This window comes from Polaromonas naphthalenivorans CJ2, from assembly GCF_000015505.1.
GTDB classification, from domain to species: domain Bacteria; phylum Pseudomonadota; class Gammaproteobacteria; order Burkholderiales; family Burkholderiaceae_C; genus Polaromonas; species Polaromonas naphthalenivorans.
Genome location: NC_008781.1, coordinates 407,691 through 425,000 on the forward strand (window position 1 = coordinate 407,691; position 17,310 = coordinate 425,000).

Annotated in this window: 5 protein-coding genes and 2 pseudogenes; 2 read left to right on the plus strand and 5 right to left on the minus strand. The window is 60.8% G+C overall.

All coding sequences use genetic code 11. The features are described 5' to 3' along the window. Positions 1 to 112: 112 nt before the first annotated feature. Positions 113 to 7,177 carry a DUF11 domain-containing protein gene (locus PNAP_RS02000; RefSeq protein WP_232290739.1) on the plus strand — a complete coding sequence of 2,355 codons (7,065 nt, stop codon included), beginning with the start codon at positions 113 to 115 and terminating at the stop codon, positions 7,175 to 7,177. Continuing rightward, the gene (locus tag PNAP_RS02005) at positions 7,177 to 11,205 is read left to right on the plus strand and encodes a hypothetical protein (RefSeq protein WP_086000532.1); all 4,029 of its coding nucleotides are present in this window, start codon (positions 7,177 to 7,179) and stop codon (positions 11,203 to 11,205) included. The genes PNAP_RS02000 and PNAP_RS02005 overlap by 1 nt, the downstream gene beginning before the upstream one ends. 160 nt (positions 11,206 to 11,365) lie before the next feature. Here PNAP_RS02005 and PNAP_RS02010 read toward each other — a convergent pair whose 3' ends face one another. The 5 genes and pseudogenes from PNAP_RS02010 to PNAP_RS02030 form a co-directional block, all read right to left on the minus strand. Continuing rightward, a complete protein-coding gene (locus tag PNAP_RS02010) occupies positions 11,366 to 11,548 on the minus strand; it encodes a hypothetical protein (protein WP_011799834.1) in 183 nt (60 codons plus the stop codon). Between the two features lie 27 nt (positions 11,549 to 11,575). After that, a pseudogene (locus PNAP_RS26780) lies at positions 11,576 to 11,740 on the minus strand (IS5/IS1182 family transposase); the annotation flags it as partial. Between the two features lie 470 nt (positions 11,741 to 12,210). After that, positions 12,211 to 13,165: pseudogene (locus PNAP_RS28285) on the minus strand (IS630 family transposase). A 192-nt stretch (positions 13,166 to 13,357) separates the two neighbouring features. Then, the gene (locus tag PNAP_RS02025) at positions 13,358 to 15,040 is read right to left on the minus strand and encodes a phospholipase D family protein (protein WP_011799836.1); all 1,683 of its coding nucleotides are present in this window, start codon (positions 15,038 to 15,040) and stop codon (positions 13,358 to 13,360) included. 160 nt (positions 15,041 to 15,200) lie between these two features. Beyond that, positions 15,201 to 17,126, minus strand: coding sequence for an ATP-binding cassette domain-containing protein (locus tag PNAP_RS02030; RefSeq protein WP_011799837.1), 1,926 nt, complete (start codon positions 17,124 to 17,126; stop codon positions 15,201 to 15,203). Positions 17,127 to 17,310 lie beyond the last annotated feature (184 nt).

The following is a 17,310-nucleotide window of genomic DNA, read 5'->3' on the forward strand; positions in this document are numbered from 1 at the left end:
TTTTTCTGTGCCACCTGCAACGGCGACGCCATCAGGTGGCACAGAAAAAAGTCAATTTTTTCTTAATACAAACGCAGGGCTCGCACAGCGAGGTCCGCGAAAAGTGAGCGATGTGCTGTTTTCTTCCTGTATTCAACGCTTTATAGCTGCGCTGGCCCTTGGCCTGGCCATGCTGCTGGCCCATGTGCCGGCACAGGCCATTCCCGCGCAGGCTGGCACGGTTATTCGCAATGTGGCGTCCGCTACCTATGTGCCGGCCGGTTTTACCCAAGTAGAAACCGCTGATTCCAACCATGTTTTGGTGACCGTCCAGGCCGTTGAAGCGTTGTCGCTGACACAAGACCAAAACGTCGTGCGTCCTCCCAGTGTGCAGGTCACGCTCAATCATCTGCTGACCAACACCGGCAATGTCCGGTCTGGCTACACGATAGGTTTTGTAGGCAACGGCGCGGGCTGTCCGACCCAGATCCTGAACCTCAGCGCCCTGCGCGTGCTGCACGATCTCAACAATAACGGGGTGGCGGATGCTGGCGACCCGGTCGTCACGCTGGGCGCCAGCGGCTCCATCACGCTGCAACCCGGCGAAACGGCCGGCCTGCTGGTACAGGGAACCTTGCCGGCGTCATCTGCCGGAAGCGCCTGCGTGGCGCTGACTGCCACCACCACGGCCCAGGCCACCACCGCCAGCAACCGCGACATCATCACCGTCAGCAATGCAGCCGTCCTGTCGCTGACCAAAACTGCCAGCTACCCCGGCGTGGTAGTGCCAGGCACGACCCGCATCGACTTCACCGTTACCGGCACCAACATCGGTGCGCAAGACGCGCAGCCTGTCGGGACGGCTGCCCCCGCCAACACCGCCATCGTGGTCAATGGCGCGCCAATCAACCTGGTGCTGATTCGCGACATGATTCCTGCCGGCACGCAGTACATGCCGGGCACGTTGCAAACCACCGCTGCTGGCGCCATTCGCCTGTTCCGCCTGGCAGGTGACACTGCCTTCAGCTATCGCACCGAGGACGACGCTTCCGCAGTGGAAGTGGCCATCGGTATTCCGGCTGCTGTGGTGCGAAACGGCACCGTGGCCCTGCAGTTTGCCGTGCGCGCCAAGGCTGACCTGAGCGGCGAGATCCGCAACATTGCACAAAGCTATTACCATGACGGCGCCAGCCCCGCAGTGTCGCCTTCCAACACGGTCATTATTGCGTCCAGCCAGGGCCGTATCGGCGTGGCCAAGGCCGCTTCGGCGCCCTTGCTGAACCAGGCGGCCAATGGCGAGTTGGACGGCACAGCCACCGTGCGCTTCAGCGTGCTCATACGCAACTACGGCAGCACTGCGCTGTATTCCGTACAGGCGCCTGATGTGCTGGAAGGCGCTGGCGCCACGCAGTTTGGCAGCTACACCAGCAATGTCGTACCTGCTGCCAACCAATACACCATCGTTCCTGGTTCGCTGGTCATCGCCAAACCCAACGGCAGCGTGGCTGGCACGGTAGCAGCCATCAACCCCGCATTTAACGGCACCGCAGCAGCGCAAAACCTGCTCGCCGCTGGCGCGCTGTTGCCGGCAGGCGCGGATATCACGGTGCAGTTCGATGCGCGCATCAACTTTACCGGCCGCACTGGCACGCTGTACAACACCGTGCGCGGCCAGGCGTCCGTCAGTCCTGGCGACACGCCCGGTATTTTTGACGACTCGTCCAACGGCACCAACCCCGATGTGAACGGCAATGGCAACCCCAACGACGACAGTTTGCCCACGCCAGTGTCCACACTGCTGCCAGCCCTGTCGATCATTAAAACTGTTTCCCTGCCGCGTCGCGTTAGCCTGGGCGTGTATGAGTTCGACTACACCTTCAAGGTCACCAACACCGGCCAGGCAGAGGCACCCCATGTGCGGGTCATCGATAACCTGAACTGCACCTTTGACATGGACAAGGCCGAAGGCGCCATTGCCTCGTGGGAACTCGTCACCCGGCCCATCGTCAAGCACGGCAACCTCAAGACTTCAGCCAGCTTCACCGGCCGGGCAACCTGCAACCGCAACCAGTTGAACAGCACCGACCCTTACCTGTTGCCCACGGAAGTGGTGCTGTCCCTGGTGGACGGCAGCCGTCCGCTGGCCCCGGGCCAAAGTGAAGAGGTCACCTTAACCTTGCGCGTCACCGAAAAGCCGGCCTCCATTGGATCGCACCTCACGCTGACCAATAAAGCCTGGGCGGCCGCGTTTGGACAAAACACAGTCAATGTCACGCCCTCACTGCTGGTTGCGGCGGGATCGAATTCAGTTCGGTCCCTGCTGCTCGACCCGGAAGGCACGGTTTACAACTCCATCACACGCCAGCCCGTGGCCGGCGCACTCGTTACCTACAGCCGCCTGTCCTGCAGCAGTGGCGCAGGCGGTCCTGTTACCGCGGCAGAAATTTACGGCAGCGGAACAGGGGTTTACACATTCAATGCCAATGGGACGGTGTCCATGACCACAGGCGCGGATGGCGCCTGGCAGTTCTTTCTGCAATCGCCGCCAGTCACCAACCTGTGCACCTACGGCATCACGGTGGCGCCACCAGTGGGCAGCGGCTATGTGGCTTCCCAACTGATTCCCGTCACCCCGGGCAGCTTTGACAGCTGCGGTGCCATTGTTCCCAATGAAGCGCCCCCACAAAATGGCGAGCCCACAACGCATTACTTTGTCTTGCGCGCCGGTGTGAATCCCGACAACTCCAGTTGCGAAGCCATCCACAACCACATTCCGCTAGACCCTGGAAATCTGATGGGGCTGGTGCTGCGCAAAGACGGTAGCAAGAAAACGGCAGAGTTCGGCGACTTCATCGACTATGCCCTCACGCTGACCAACAAGACGGGTTTTCCTGTCACTGGCGCTACTTTCAACGACTTCTTGCCAGCCGGGTTTGCCTATGTGCCTAACAGCGCCCGCCTGAATGGCGCGGCCACCGCCAACCCGGCGGGTGGCGCAGGCCCCCAACTCGTGTTCAGTTTTCCGTCCTTGTCGCTTGGCGTGGATCAGTCCGCCACGGTGCGCTATCGCCTGCGCATTGGTGTGGGCGCGCCTACATCGGGCGACGCGGTCAATCGCGCACAAGCCAGTTCCGGCCCGATGCAGTCGAACCAGGCGTCATGGCGCGTGCGCGTCACCGGTGGTGTTTTTTCAGACGAAGCCTTTGCCTTCGGCACGGTCCATATGGAGTGCCGCCGCGATGGCAAGGAGGCTGATGGCCTGAAAAATGGGGGCGAAGAAATAGGCATTCCCGGTGTGCGCCTCTTCATGGAGGACGGCACCAGCGTCGTTACCGATATTGAAGGCAAGTGGAGTCTGTACGGTCTCAAGCCGGTCACGCACGTCTTGCGTGTGGATGAAACTACGTTGCCGCCCGGCGCCCAGCTCGACCTGCTGGACAACCGCAACGCCAACAACCCGGCCAGTCGTTTTGTCGATCTGAAAAAAGGCGAGTTTCACAAGGCCAACTTCATCGTCGGCAACTGCGATGCGCCGGGCGTGTTTCAGGACGTAGCCGCCCGCCGCAAGAGCTTGGCCGACCGGCCTGACGCAGAAGGCGAAGCCGCAGTACGCGTGCGCCTTGATCCCGAAGCCAAAGCCATCAGCGTGGGGGACACCCGTTCCTTGCCCGCCACCGGCCAGTCCAGCCTTACGGGCGCCGCTGGCATCACCGTGCCGGCAAGCCAGGCGTTGATCCAGTTGCCCACTGGCACCGCTAATACCAATACCTTCATCGGTGGCGTGGCCAGTGCTGGCGCGCTCAATGGCACGCTGGGCCAGGCGCAACAAGCCGGCGCTTTTTCCCCGCTAATTCCCCTGGCTGGCAATAACGAGGTCAATGGCCGCAGCGGCTTCTTGCTGCCCGCTGCCCAGCCTTTGCTGCAACAAGCCGTGCCCAGCAGCATCGAGCTTGAAAAAGTCATGCATAGCCTGGACAACAGCGCCGGCTTTATCGACCTGAAAGACCAAGACACTGTTGCCAGCCAAACCCTCAACGTACGTGTCAAGGGCGCGGCCGGCACGCAACTGCGCCTCCACGTCAACGGCCAGCCTATTGACGACCGGCGGGTCGGCAAAAAAGTCGTGCTGCCTTCGGCCAGTCTGGGCGCCTGGGAATACATTGGCGTTCAGCTCAAGCCCGGCATCAATACCCTGCGCCTGGATGTGGTGGACGACTACGGCGTGACCCGCGGCACCCAGCAGATCACTCTGGTAGCACCCGACAAACTCAGCCTCATTCAGATCGATGCGCCTGAAACCGCCCAGGCCGACTTACGCACCCCGGTGCTGATCAAGGTACGGCTGACCGATGCCAGCGGCATACCCGTCACCGGCCGCATGCAGGTCACACTGGAAGCCGACCGCGGTCGCTGGCTTGAGAACGACCTCAACCCGAGTGAGCCTGGCGCCCAAGTCTTCATCGAAGGCGGCGTTGCCGAGTTCCGCCTGCTGCCGCCCGGCGAGCCCGGTGATATGCGGGTGCGCGTGTCGGCAGGCACTTTCGTTAAAGAAGCCCGCGTGGCCTTGCTGCCTGAGTTGCGCCCCATGATCGGCGTCGGCATCATTGAAGGAACGCTCGACTTCACCAAACGCAGCGCGCTCACGTTGGGCCAGATGCCTGCCGGCGCTGCTTTTGAAACCGAGCTCTCCGGTTTCGCGTCTGATGGCACCTCCAGTTCACGCGGTGCCGCGCGCAGCGCTTTCTTCTTTAAAGGTGCGGTCCAAGGCGACTACCTGCTGACAGCCGCTTACGACTCTGACAAAACCACCAAGGACCGCCTCTTTCGCGACATCCGTCCGGACGAGTTCTATCCCGTTTACGGCGACTCTTCGGTGCGCGGCTTTGACGCGCAAAGCACGCAAAAATTCTATGTGCGGATCGATAAAAACCGCTCATACCTCTTGTATGGCGACTTCACCACGGCCAGCAGTTCTGAAGTCCGTCAGATGAGCCAGTCCAGCCGCACGCTGACCGGCATTAAAAATGTGTACGAAAGCGACACCGTGCGTGCCACCAGCTATGCTTCGCGCACGGCGCAAACCCAGCGTATCGAAGAATTTCCCGCGCTTGGTATTTCGGGGCCCTACCACCTCAATGCTGGCAATGGCGACCTGCTTGCCAACAGTGAAAAGATTGAAATTCTGGTGCGTGACCGCAACCAGCCCAACATCGTATTGCAGACCACGTCGGTTGCGCGTTTTACCGACTACACCATTGAGCCGCTGACCAGTCGCTTGCTGTTCACCCGTCCGATTGCTTCAGTTGATACGAATCTCAACCCGCAGTCCATCCGGGTCACTTATGAAGTTGACAGCGGCGGGGCGAAGTTCACCGTGGCCGGCACCGATGTTCAGGTCAAGCTGGGTGAAAAGCTGCAGGTCGGCATGGTCGCCAGCACCGATGAAAACCCTGAAAACAAACGCAAGCTGGGCGCCCTGACCGCCATCGCCCATATTGCTGAGTCAACCACGGTTGCCGCCGAACTGGTGCGCACCGAAACGGACCTGAAAGGCACTGGAAGCGCTGGCCGAATTGAAGTGCGCCACCACGACGAAAAACTGGGTGCCGTGGCACAAATCGCCAAAACCAGCGCCAGCTTCGACAATCCCGGCTCAGCCTTCAGCGCCGGCCGCACCGAGGCCGTGGCCCGTGCGCAATACAAGTTGGACGACACCACGCAGGTACGCGGCGAAGCCATCTACAGCAAGGACGCGCTGACCACCGGTGACCGCAAGGGCGTTGCCGTGGGTGTGCAGAAGAAACTCAGCGAGACCCTGTTGGGTGAGGTCGGTGTACGTCACGGTGAAAACTCCAGCCCCACCGCATCGATGTTTGACTACAACCAGGTCTCCAGCAGCAGCGCGCTGGGCGCTGGCTCGCTTGGCAATTCCGTCACCAGCCTCGGCGCTTCCGCCGCTGCTGCTGGCACCAGCAACCAGGACATCACGACCGTTCGTGGGCGCCTGACCACTGTGGTGCCCCATCTTCCTCAGGCCCAGGTATTCGTTGAAGCGGAGCAGGACATCAATCACGGCGACCGTCATGTGTTGGCCGCCGGTGGCAACTACGCCATCACTGACAAAACCCGCGCCTATGGACGCTATGAATTCATTTCCAGCCTGGACGGTCCCTACAGCCTGAACAACTCGTCCAGCCGCAACATCGGCATCCTGGGCATCGAGAGCAACTACATGGAAGGGGGCCGCGTTTACAACGAATACCGCCTGGCCGATTCGCTCGATGGGCGCACCGGCCAGGCCGCCATGGGTGTGCGCAACACTTTCAAGTTGAACGAGCAGTGGCGTCTGACTGCTGGCATCGAGCGCACCAAGTCCATCGGGAGCAGCGCCTCCGGCATCGTCGGCCGGGGCAACTCGACAGCCATCGTCACCGGCGCGGAGTACCTGAGTGACCGTGTCAAGGCCAGCGGCATTCTTGAAGCCCGTCAGGGCGATGACAGCAATAGCTATCTTTCGAGCCTGGGCGTGGGTTACAAGATTGATACCGACTGGTCCTTGCTGGCACGCAGCATCATCAGCGAGAGCAAGGGCCAAGGCACTAACGCCGGCAACGACCGTTTGCTGTCACGCCAGCAAATTGGCATCGCCTACCGCCCGGTCGATCAGGACAAGTGGAACGCCCTGGCCCGTTATGAGCATAAAACCGAGCGTGTCAACGGCGCCGGCTCTGTGCTGGGCGCTGTGAACAGCAGCAGCGTTTTCGGCAGCAATGCCCCCGGTACTTACAGTGCAGACATCGTGTCGTCGCACTTCAATTACAACCCTCAACGCGGCACTTATCTCACTGGCCGCTACGCCGGCAAGGTGTCCAGCGCTGACGACGGCTTTTTGGGCAGCAGCTACTGGGCGCATCTGGTCCAGGGTCGCTACACGCGCGATCTGTCCAGGGACTGGGACGTTGGCTTGCAGGCCGGCCTGCTGTACGGCAAGGGCGGTGCGCTTCAAAAGACTGCCGGTGTTGAGTTGGGTTACCAGGTCGCCAAAGACCTGTGGGTGTCGGCTGGCTATAACGTCGTTGGCTTGAAAGACCGCGACCTCACCGCCGGTGAGTACACCAGCGAGGGCGTCTATATCCGCCTGCGCTTCAAGTTTGATGAAAACATTTTTTCAACCGCCTTGCCCGCTGTCACTAAATAATGCAGATCGCAAAATTTTTTCGTTTTTTAGGTTTGCTGTTGTTCCTGACCGCCGGTTCGGTCCAGGCGCTGCCGCAAGGGCTTATGCAATTGCGCCGTTGGGGTGTTGCGGCGCTGGCCCTAGCAGTCTGGGTTGTGTTGTCTCCGGCGCAGGCGCAGGTGCAGCGCAGCATGGTCAACACCTCTTTTGAATTACCCGCACTGGGCGGAAGTGCTTGCTATGGGTTTACTTCGTCGGCCTCAATGCCGGGCTGGACCAGTACTGAACCGACCGCCGCTGACTTATCTGGTTCCTGCACCGGGGAGACCGCCGGTGCAAATGCAATTGAAATCTGGCGGAGTAACTTTAACGGCGTATTGGCATTTTCAGGAAGCCAGCACGTGGAACTCAATGCTCACAGTCCGCGCCGCCTATCCCAGACAATTTGCATGCAAACGGGGGACACGGTAAGTTGGGCCTATTCACATCGCGCACGAGTTAACCCTGGCAATGTTATCGATGTCGCCAATTTTTCAGTGGGCAACCCCACGAATACAGTGAATATCGCGCGTACTGATACAAATGGCGTGGTTTCCTCCACTGCGGCTGACTGTCGCAGCAGCTCGTCAATCACCAGCCCAATTTGTTCCGGCAGTACGTCGTCGAGTTGGGGGCGCTATACAGGCACATTCACCTGGCAGGGGAGCGGCGGCAATCAGGACATAGGGTTCGAAGCGACCACTGGCACATCCTTCGGAAACTTCCTGGACGACGTTCAGTTCACCCTCAAGCCGGTTATCGAATTCTCCAGCGCCACCCTGACAAGCGCTGAGAGCGGGGGCACGGTTAATTTCCAGTTGCGCATCGCCGGCATCGTTCCCTCCGGCGGCATCGCGGTTCCTTTCACCATTACCGGCACCGCGACGGGCGGCGGCGTGGACTACACCCTGCCCAGCACCTTTACCGTACCGGCAGGTGATTACGACGTTGGCTCCCTGGTGAATGTCCCCGTGACCCTCATCAATGACTCTCTGCCCGAAGCGACCGAAACGGTGATCGTCACGATCACTCCTCCCGCTGGCAGTGCCCCGTATCGCCTGGGCTCAACGGTTACCTGCGGTGGCACCGCCATTGGCACCGCCACCTTGTCCATCACGGACGACGATGTGTCGGTCACGCTCAATAAAGCGCTGGTTCCCGTGTCAAACAGCGGCTTGTTCAATCTTTCGATCACAGGGGGCAGCCCCAGTCCCACCGGCGGGACAAATCCGGCCAACAATCAGGGGAATGGCGGCAGCACCGGCGCCGTCAAGGTCAATCCATCGAGCGTCATCACCCTGACCGAAACCGCCGGCACCAGTACCTCGCTTGCCAACTATTCGACCGCACTCAGTTGTGTTGACGCCAGCGCCGCCAGTGTCACAGTCACCGGCAGCGGCACCAGCCGCAGCATCACCACCCCCGCCTTGACCGCTTCGGCGGCGGCGCGAACCATCACTTGCACCTATACCAACACTTCCACGCAGGCGACCATCACGCTGCAAAAATCGTTGGCCGGCGACCGCATGGCGGTGAGCGACCAGTTCAGTGTCGCGATCCGCACCGGTGGCGTCTCAGGCACGGTGGTAAGCAGCGCCACCACCACCGGAACCATGGCGACCGTCACGACGGGCACCACTGGGAGCTACAGTGCAGCGGTTGGAACAACCTACACCCTCACCGAGGCGGCCGCAGCCGGTGACCTGGCCAATTACAGTGCCGCACTCAGCTGTGTTGACACCGCAGGCGTTCAGACTGGGCTGCCTTCCGGGGTGGCGTTTAACCCTGCCGTGGGCTACGCTGTCACGCCGGTGGCAGGCGCCGCGCTCAGTTGCACCATCACGAACACACCCATATTGGTCCATCCGGCAGCGGCGCCGGTCATCAGTTGCTCAAGCGACGGCAATATCTTCAACACCGCCTATAACGGCAACCCTGCAGGGCCGGCAAAAACCTCGGGACTGGACAATTTGTGGGAACGTGGCGCAACATTCGGCGCGTTGGAGCCAACAAGCTGGACCTTGGCCAATGTGGCAACCACCAACCCTGGGTGGAGCGCCTATTCTGCTTTCCCTGCTTCACGCTTTATTACGCATCAGGCAAACACGGACCATACCCCCCTTGGCAATGTTGACTTGTGGTATCGCTACGTCTTCACCATGGATTCAAGTGTGGTTTTGTCCAGTTTTCGTCTCGCGATGGATTTTTACGCGGACAACAGCGTCCAGGCCATCTATGTCAACGGTGTGCCGCAGAGCGTTGCCGGCGTGCCAGACGGCAATCCCTATTTCGCGCTGCATTACAACCTGGGCAATGCGCTTTCGGCCAACCTGACCAACAACTGGCAGGCGGGAACCAACACGATTCTGGTGAGGGTCAGCAGTGGTCCGAATGCGATCGGCTTCATGGCCAAAAATGCCATATCCGCCGTTTGCCAGAGCAAGGTGAGTCTGCAAAAAGCCCTTGGCGGACTTGGCCGATTGGCTGTCGCAGACCAGTTCACGGTTGACATCCGCACGGGTGGCGCTTTGGGCACGGTTGTCAACAGCACCACGAACTCGACGACGCTGGGTAGCGGTGCAACCGTTACCGCAGGCAGCGGCAACACGGGCGTGTATTCAGGCATCGCAGGAACGGCATATACCCTGAATGAAGCCATGGCATCGGGAAGTACGTCAACATTGACCAGTTATACCCGCACCCTGAGTTGCACCAACGTGGGCGGCACCACCAACGTAAGCAGCTTCAGCAGCTTGCCACTCACCTTCAGTCCGCTCAGTGGGGACAACGTGCTTTGCACGGTCACCAACACGCCAGCGGGCGCTTCCATCACGGGCCGGGTCTTTCTGGACAACGGCGTGTCCAGCGGCACGGCCAATGACGGCCTGATCAATGGCGGTGAAGCGGGGCTGGCCGGCATCACAGTGCGCCTGACCAACTGCGCGGCCACGGTGCATGCCAGCGGCATGACGGGCGGCACCGGTGCTTACAACCTGGCCGTGCCCACCGGCACCGCCACTGGCGCCGCACTGTGCGTGGAGCAGACCAATCAAGGCACACGTATATCAACCGGCGCATCGGTAGACAGCACCGCGCTGCCTTCTGGCACCGCCACGCCTGTGGCATCCACCACCTACACCTATACCCGCACCAGCACGCCAGACCGTATCGCCTTTACCTATAACGGCACCCGGCACAGCGACTTGAATTTCGGCGATGTGGATACAGGCACCTTCGCCACCAACGGTTCCAAATCTGGACTGCCCGACACCACGGTAAGTTATCCGCACACCTTCACCGCAGGCACGGGCGGCAGCGTGAGTTTTGCAATTTCAGCCGCCAACCCGGCGCCCACTCTGACGGGCTGGAGCGAAAAGATTTTTGCCGATCCCGGTTGCACCGGTACGCTGCAGGCTGGCGCGGCCCAGCTTTACCCGCCCGCTGCGGCGGCAACGACCGTCGTCTTCGGCCAGAAGGTGTGCGTGATCATGCAGGAATTCATCCCCGGCACGGCGCAGATGAGCTACAGCAACGATGCCACGGTGCAGGCCAACTTCAGCTACAGCAACGCCAGCCCAGCGCTGGCCACAGCCAGCTACACGCTGCACGACATCACCAACGTGGGCAACGGTACGCTGGAGTTGAAAAAGGAAGTGCGCAACGTGACGCAAGGGGTGTTGACCTTTGGCATCAACAATCTAGCCAAGTCGGGCGAGACCCTGGAATACCGTATCAGCTACACCAACAACGCAGCGACGCCGATCAGCAACCTGGTGGTGAACGACACAACGCCGGTCTATACAAGCTTTGTTGCAAGCAGCACGGGCACGACGCCGGCCACACTGACGACCTGCACGAAAAACACGCCATTCAACCCACTTCCCCAACCTGCGGTAAGTTGTGCTACGGCCCAGGCGGCGGGTAATACCGGCAGCATCAGCTGGAAGTTCACGGGATCGCTGAGCCCCAGCGGCACCGGTGAGGTGCTGTTCCAGGTGAAGGTCGATTGACCTGAATCTTGTGCATGTTGTGGCTCGCCTAACCAGCAGCGCATTCATCACGTCATCTTTGATGCTCGTGAAGAAATTTCTGGTTGGCCGGCTATCAGACTTCATGTGCCCAATATTTCTATTTCATAAATGAAGTAATAAGCGCGGCAGTAATCCACGGCTACGAGACGATGGAGTTGACCCTGCCGGGGTCAAGCTCCAGTGTGTTGAGCGTCAGCGTCAGTTGCTCCTCCAAGGCATACAGGCTGTGAAGGACGCGGTTATGAAAAAACTTCTCGCGCAACTCATCCCAGGCATGCGCGACGGGGTTGCTGTAGAACACCTGTAGCAGTAGGGCGCGCAACAGTTTCTAGGGCGCTATGCTGGGTCACCCTTTGATGTCCGCCTCGTACATCCCGGCAAACAGCGCATCCATCAACACCTGCGCCTCGTTGACCGTCTGGCGTATCGGGCGCAGCGAATGGTTGCCTGGGACAAAGTCATCCAGGCGATGCAGCGTGAACGGGCTTTCGGCGAAGGTGTCGGCTCCTCGCATGGGTTGACTGGGTTTGTATCGGGTCAGAAAAAGGGCTGCCTCAGATTATCGATTGAGGCTGAAAACCGGCAGACTTCGATTTGAGGTATTTCAGCGGCCTGCGAAAGCTTCAGTTAATGCGCAAGAATACCAAGGGATGTGGAAATAACCGATGTTCCTTTTTTGGGGTGCTGGCGGGATCCAGTGCGAGGCATTGCGAGCGCCGTGTGGCAAGCCACACCAGCGAGGAACAACGAAGCAATGCGCCCGTCAGTGCTGTCAGCAGTGGGATATTCGGCATTTGTTATTTTTAATCACATTTTTACTCCTTATTTCATAGCTACTTGTGCACGTCCTGATTGCGTAATAGGCACTTTCGGCACCTGAAAAAGCGAGTTTTAAGCCAAAATCAGGCTGCCAGAGGGCGTGAAAGCGCTGTCCAGAAGGAAAAACCACTGATTTTCAGCATCAAATCAGCCTCTAGAGCGGCTTCACCCTGACCCGCAATAGCCACAGTGGCGAACGTAGCGCTCGCACTCGGCGCTGCCAAACCGGTCGAGCAATTGGCCAATGGCGCTCCACAAGGCATCGACGGTTCTGGCCTGGGTCTTTCGCAGCATCGCCTTGAGCTTGGCAAAGACCTGCTCGATGGGGTTGAAGTCCGGGCTGTAGGGCGGCAGGTACTTCACCGTCGCCCCGGCTTGCTCGATGGCCGCCTGGATGCCGGCGACTTTATGGGCGCTGAGGTTGTCCATTACCACGATGTCGCTGGGCCGCAGTTCGGGCACGAGAAACTGCTCGACCCAGGCGCGAAAGGCAGGCCCGTTGAGGGGGCCGTCAAGTACCAGGGGCGCCCGAAGCCCCTGGGTGCTCAGCGCGCAGACAAACGTGGTGGTGCGCCAGTGGCCGGCGGGCGCAAAGCCCCGGCAGCGCTGGCCCCGCGGCGAGCGGCCCCGCGTCGGGGCCATGCCCGTGGTTGCCCAGGTCTCATCGAGGAAGATCAGCCGAGCGGCCGGCAGGCTTGGTTGTCTGGCGCTCCAGTCCTGGCGGGCCTGGGCGACGTCGGGCCGCGTTTGCTCGGCCGCGTGCAGGGTGATTTTTTTTTAGCGTCAGCCCGAACCGCCTCAGGGTCTTGAACATCGTGGTGGTGCCTACCTCGATGCCGTGCTCGGCACGCACCCACTGACGCAGCTCGCGCAGCGTCTGCGCCGGCGCTCTGGCGACCTGCTCGCGCAGCGCGCCCTCCAGCGCGGCCAGGCGCAGCGGCATGTGGTTATGCTGCGCGCCCGGGCCCGTCTGGCCGAGCCGCTCGCGGCGTGCCCGCGCCCGGCAGACATAGGCCTGGCTCACGCCAAAGCGCTCGGCGACCTCGCGCAGCACGCCTGGCGCGGCCAGCACCCGGTCGCGCAAATCCTGTGCATAGGCTTGTCCATTTCGCCACGACATGATCGATGACCTCCAAATCAGCCTTTGATCGACCTGGCCGTTCTCAGTTCCTTTGCTGGTTACAACGAAACCGCTCTAGCGCAATGAGCACGGGCGTAATCAGCTATGTAATTAATAGCACAACCAAGATATCGCCTTCGCGGGAATGACGGAAATAAACGGTAGATTTGCCATTTCTGGCTCCCCAAACCCTCAAAGCATCTCGTCAGGCGCGAAAGGCCCGATCAGCTTGAGCAACAGCCTCAAGGTCAGGCTGGCATCGGGCTCGCTTGTCGAATCCTTGAGTCCCGAGCCTTGCGGCGCGCGCCAGACCAGTTGCCCGTTGACCCGTTCCACCCGGTAGGCCCCGCTCGTCAGCGCCGGTTCGATCATGCGCGTGGCCTCCTGAGATAGCGTGCGGTTGCGGATGATGATCGCGACCTCGCTGTTTTGCAGTTTCGAGCGCAGGTCCAGGTTCATCGAACCCACCACCAGCAGGCGACTGTCCATCACCACCACCTTGGCGTGCAGGCTGGCGCGTGAGCCGCTGGTGGAACCGCCGGTTGAACCCGCGCCCCACCGGAAGCTCCTGACGGTGCCTTCCTGCTCGGCGCGCATTTCATAAAGCTCAATCCCCATCGCCAGCAGCGCTTCACGGTAGCGGGCGTAGCCGACGTGCGCGGCGGGCGCATCGTTGGACGCCAGCGAATTGGTCAGCAGCCGCACCCGCACGCCGCGCCGCCGCAACTCGGCAAACTGGCCCATCATGAGTTCGCCCGGAACAAAATAGGGCGAGACGATCAGCAGATCGGTTTTCGCCTGCGACATGAGTTGCAGCAGGCCATCGACGGCCGTTTCCTGCGCTTCGGCCACGTCGTCGGCGTCAGCGGCAATCTTGGAAGGCTGGTCCACCAGCAACACAGACGGTGCCCAGGTCCAGGTCAACAGGCTGAGGTCGGTTGAGTCGGGCAGGGCCGTTGCCTCATTGGGCGCCGCCGTGAGGGTTTTTGCCAGCGTTGGGCTGGCTGCTACTGCCATGGGTTGCGGGGTGCCTGACGGCGCTTCGGGACTGGCGGCTGCCAGTTTTGGCTTGAGCAACTCAATTTCCTTGGCTGTCATCAGCGACTGCACCGGATAGGCCAGCGGGTTGTTCCAGTACTGGTCAAAGCTGCGCGACAAATCGCGCGCGATGCGGCCGGCTGCCAGCACGTCGATGTCCACGAAGTTGGTGCCTTCGCTCTGGCCAAAATAGGTTTCGCCCAGGTTGCGCCCGCCGGTGATGGCGACCGCGTTGTCAGCGACGAAAATCTTGTTGTGCATGCGCCGCTGCATGCGCGCCACGTCCTTGAGGTTGCTCAGGATTCGCAGCATCATGGAGCCGCGCCCGCCCGGCAGCGGGTTGAACAGGCGCAGTTCAAAATTCTTTTCAAAGGCCAGCTTCAAGACCTGCGCGTTTTTGCCCGAGGTGTTGAAGTCGTCCAGCAGGATGCGGATGCGCACGCCGCGCCCGGCCGCGTCACGCAGCGCGTCAAACATGCGTTCGGTGGTATCGTCGGCAAAAATCGCGTAATACTGGATGTCCAGCGTTTTCTGCGCGGCCTTGATCAGCGTCATGCGGCTGGTAAAAGCCAGCTCGGCATTGCCCACCAGTGCAAAGCCGGAGTCGTTATGGGTGCCGGCCTTGTCCGCACGGGCCTGCACCAGCCGGCCCAGGCGGGTTTCCATCGGGTTGGCCAGCGCCGTTGAAACCGGGCGATCCACGGTGCTTGGCAAGGAGGCGCATCCGGTCACCCAGAAGCTCAAAAAAACCAGGCACAGCCACTGCCGGGCACGGTGAAGACGAGGTGCTGGTGCGGTCGGGACAGGGCAGGGGCGCAGCGCGGCAGGGGTTTGCATGATGCTGGCTACTCTAGCGCACGCTTTGGGTGTCTGACTCTGCCGGACGGGCGGTTCTGGCTCTTCTTTGTGTAGGCGGCCCGCGTGATGGCGTGCCAGCGCAGAGGTGTTTGCGCCCGCTGAACCTTTCACGGGAATCGGCGCGGGCGGTCACACGGGCTCAGGCGGAGAGCGTTTCCCAGCGCTGCAGGGCTTCCATGAGTTCTTCCTCCAGCTTGGCGTTGCGCGCAGTCAGTTCTGCCGCCCGTTTGGCATTGCTGGCGTAGAGCGTGCCGTCGTAGAGTTCCTGCCCAATCGCCTTTTGCTGCGATTCGAGCTGCTGAATCAGCGCCGGCAAGCCATCGAGTTCACGCTGCTCTTTGTAACTTAGCTTCTTTTTTGATAGCTGCTCGCGTATATCCTTATTGGGCTCGACAGCATTTTTGCCTGTATTTTTTGTGCTGGAGGCTGCCGGAGCTTTGTTGCTGCCGGTAATTTGCGCAGCGCGTTTCGACTGCGTGAGCCAGTCCGTCACGCCGCCTTCGTATTCGCGCCAGAAGCCGGGGTTGTCCGGCGTGCCTTCGTAGGCGATGGTGCTGGTCACCACGTTGTCCAGGAAGCGCCGGTCATGGCTGACCAGGAACACCGTGCCTTCGTAGTTTTGCAGCAGGTCTTCGAGCAGTTCCAGCGTGTCGATGTCCAGGTCGTTGGTCGGCTCGTCGAGCACCAGCACATTGGCGGGCCGCGCAAACAGGCGCGCCAGCAGTAGACGGTTGCGCTCGCCGCCCGACAGCGTGCGCACTGGCGAGTTGGCGCGTGAGGGCGAGAACAAAAAGTCGGTCAGGTAGCTCTTGACGTGCTTTTTCTGGCCGTTGATCTCGACCCATTCGCTGCCGGGGCTGATGAAGTCTTCCAGCGTCGCGTCCAGGTCCAGCGCGTCGCGCATCTGGTCGAAGTAGGCCACCTGCAGGTTCGCGCCCTGGCGGATCTTGCCCGGCGGCGTGGTCGCGTCGGGCTGCAGTTCACCCAAAATGAGCTTGAGCAGCGTGCTTTTGCCTGCGCCGTTGGGGCCGAGCAGGCCGACCTTGTCGCCGCGCAGCAAGGTGGCGCTGAAATGGCTGACGATGGTCTTTTCGGCGCCCGGATGGCCAAAGCTTTTCGACACGTCGGTGAGTTCGGCAACTATCTTGCCGCTCTTGTCGCCGCTGGACACGTCCAGGTTGACGCGGCCGACGGCATCGCGCCGGGCCGAGCGGTTTTCACGCAATGCTTCGAGCCGGCCGATGCGTGCGGTGCTGCGCGTGCGGCGCGCCTCCACGCCCTTGCGAATCCACACTTCTTCCTGTGCCAGCAGCTTGTCGGCCTTGGCGAAGATGACGGCTTCCTGCGCCATCTGGTCTTCCTTCTGGATCAGGTACTGGGCAAAATTGCCGGGGTAGCTGCGCAGCTTGCCGCGATCCAGTTCGACGATGACATTCGCCACCTGGTCCAGAAAGGACCGGTCATGGGTAATGGTGATGATGCTGCCGTTGAAATTGACCAGTAACTCTTCCAGCCATGCAATCGAATCCAGGTCCAGGTGGTTGGTCGGCTCGTCGAGCAGCAGCACGTCGGGCTTGGCGACCAGCGCCTGGGCCAGTGCCACGCGCTTCTTGGTGCCGCCCGAGAGCGAGCCGACGATGGCGTCTTTATCGAGGTGCAAGCGGTGCAGGGTTTCTTCAACGCGCTGCTCCCAGGTCCAGCCGTCCAGCGCTTCGATTTCAGATTGCAGCGCATCCAGGTCGGTATGCTCGTCGGCCGCAAGGTAAAGCTCAACTACATGCTTTGTGCGCGCGAGTCCTGCGCTCGCAGCTATGAAAACCGTAGCGTGCGGGTCTAGGCTGGGTTCTTGCGGCACGTAGGCGATGCGCAGGTTTTGCTGCAGTTGCAGGGTGCCATCGTCGGGTTTTTCCAGTCCGGCGAGGATCTTGAGCAAGGACGATTTGCCCGTGCCGTTGCGGCCAATCAGGCCGATACGCTGGTTGGTTTCAAGGGAAAAATCTGCATGGTCCAGCAGAGCGACGTGCCCAAAAGCGAGTTGAGCGTCCAGAAGGGTAATGAGTGCCATATAAAGAGCGATTATCCCGGTGCGGAAACAAGGAGTAGATTTTTCCAGAATTCAGCAGAGGCTTGAACTCTGGGGCTAGAGTAAGTGATGCTGGCGATTGCGCAGGAAGTGTGTTGGCCAGATAGTTCGCAGCCTTACGGATGACGGCTATCCAGTACATCAAGGTGGCCTACAAGCAGAGAAA

Coding starts and splice junctions, on each gene's coding strand:
- PNAP_RS02005 (WP_086000532.1), top strand. CDS start 7,177: ATGCAGATCGCAAAATTTTTTCGTTTTTTAGGTTTGCTGTTGTTCCTG.
- PNAP_RS02025 (WP_011799836.1), bottom strand. CDS start 15,040: ATGCAAACCCCTGCCGCGCTGCGCCCCTGCCCTGTCCCGACCGCACCA.
- PNAP_RS02030 (WP_011799837.1), bottom strand. CDS start 17,126: ATGGCACTCATTACCCTTCTGGACGCTCAACTCGCTTTTGGGCACGTC.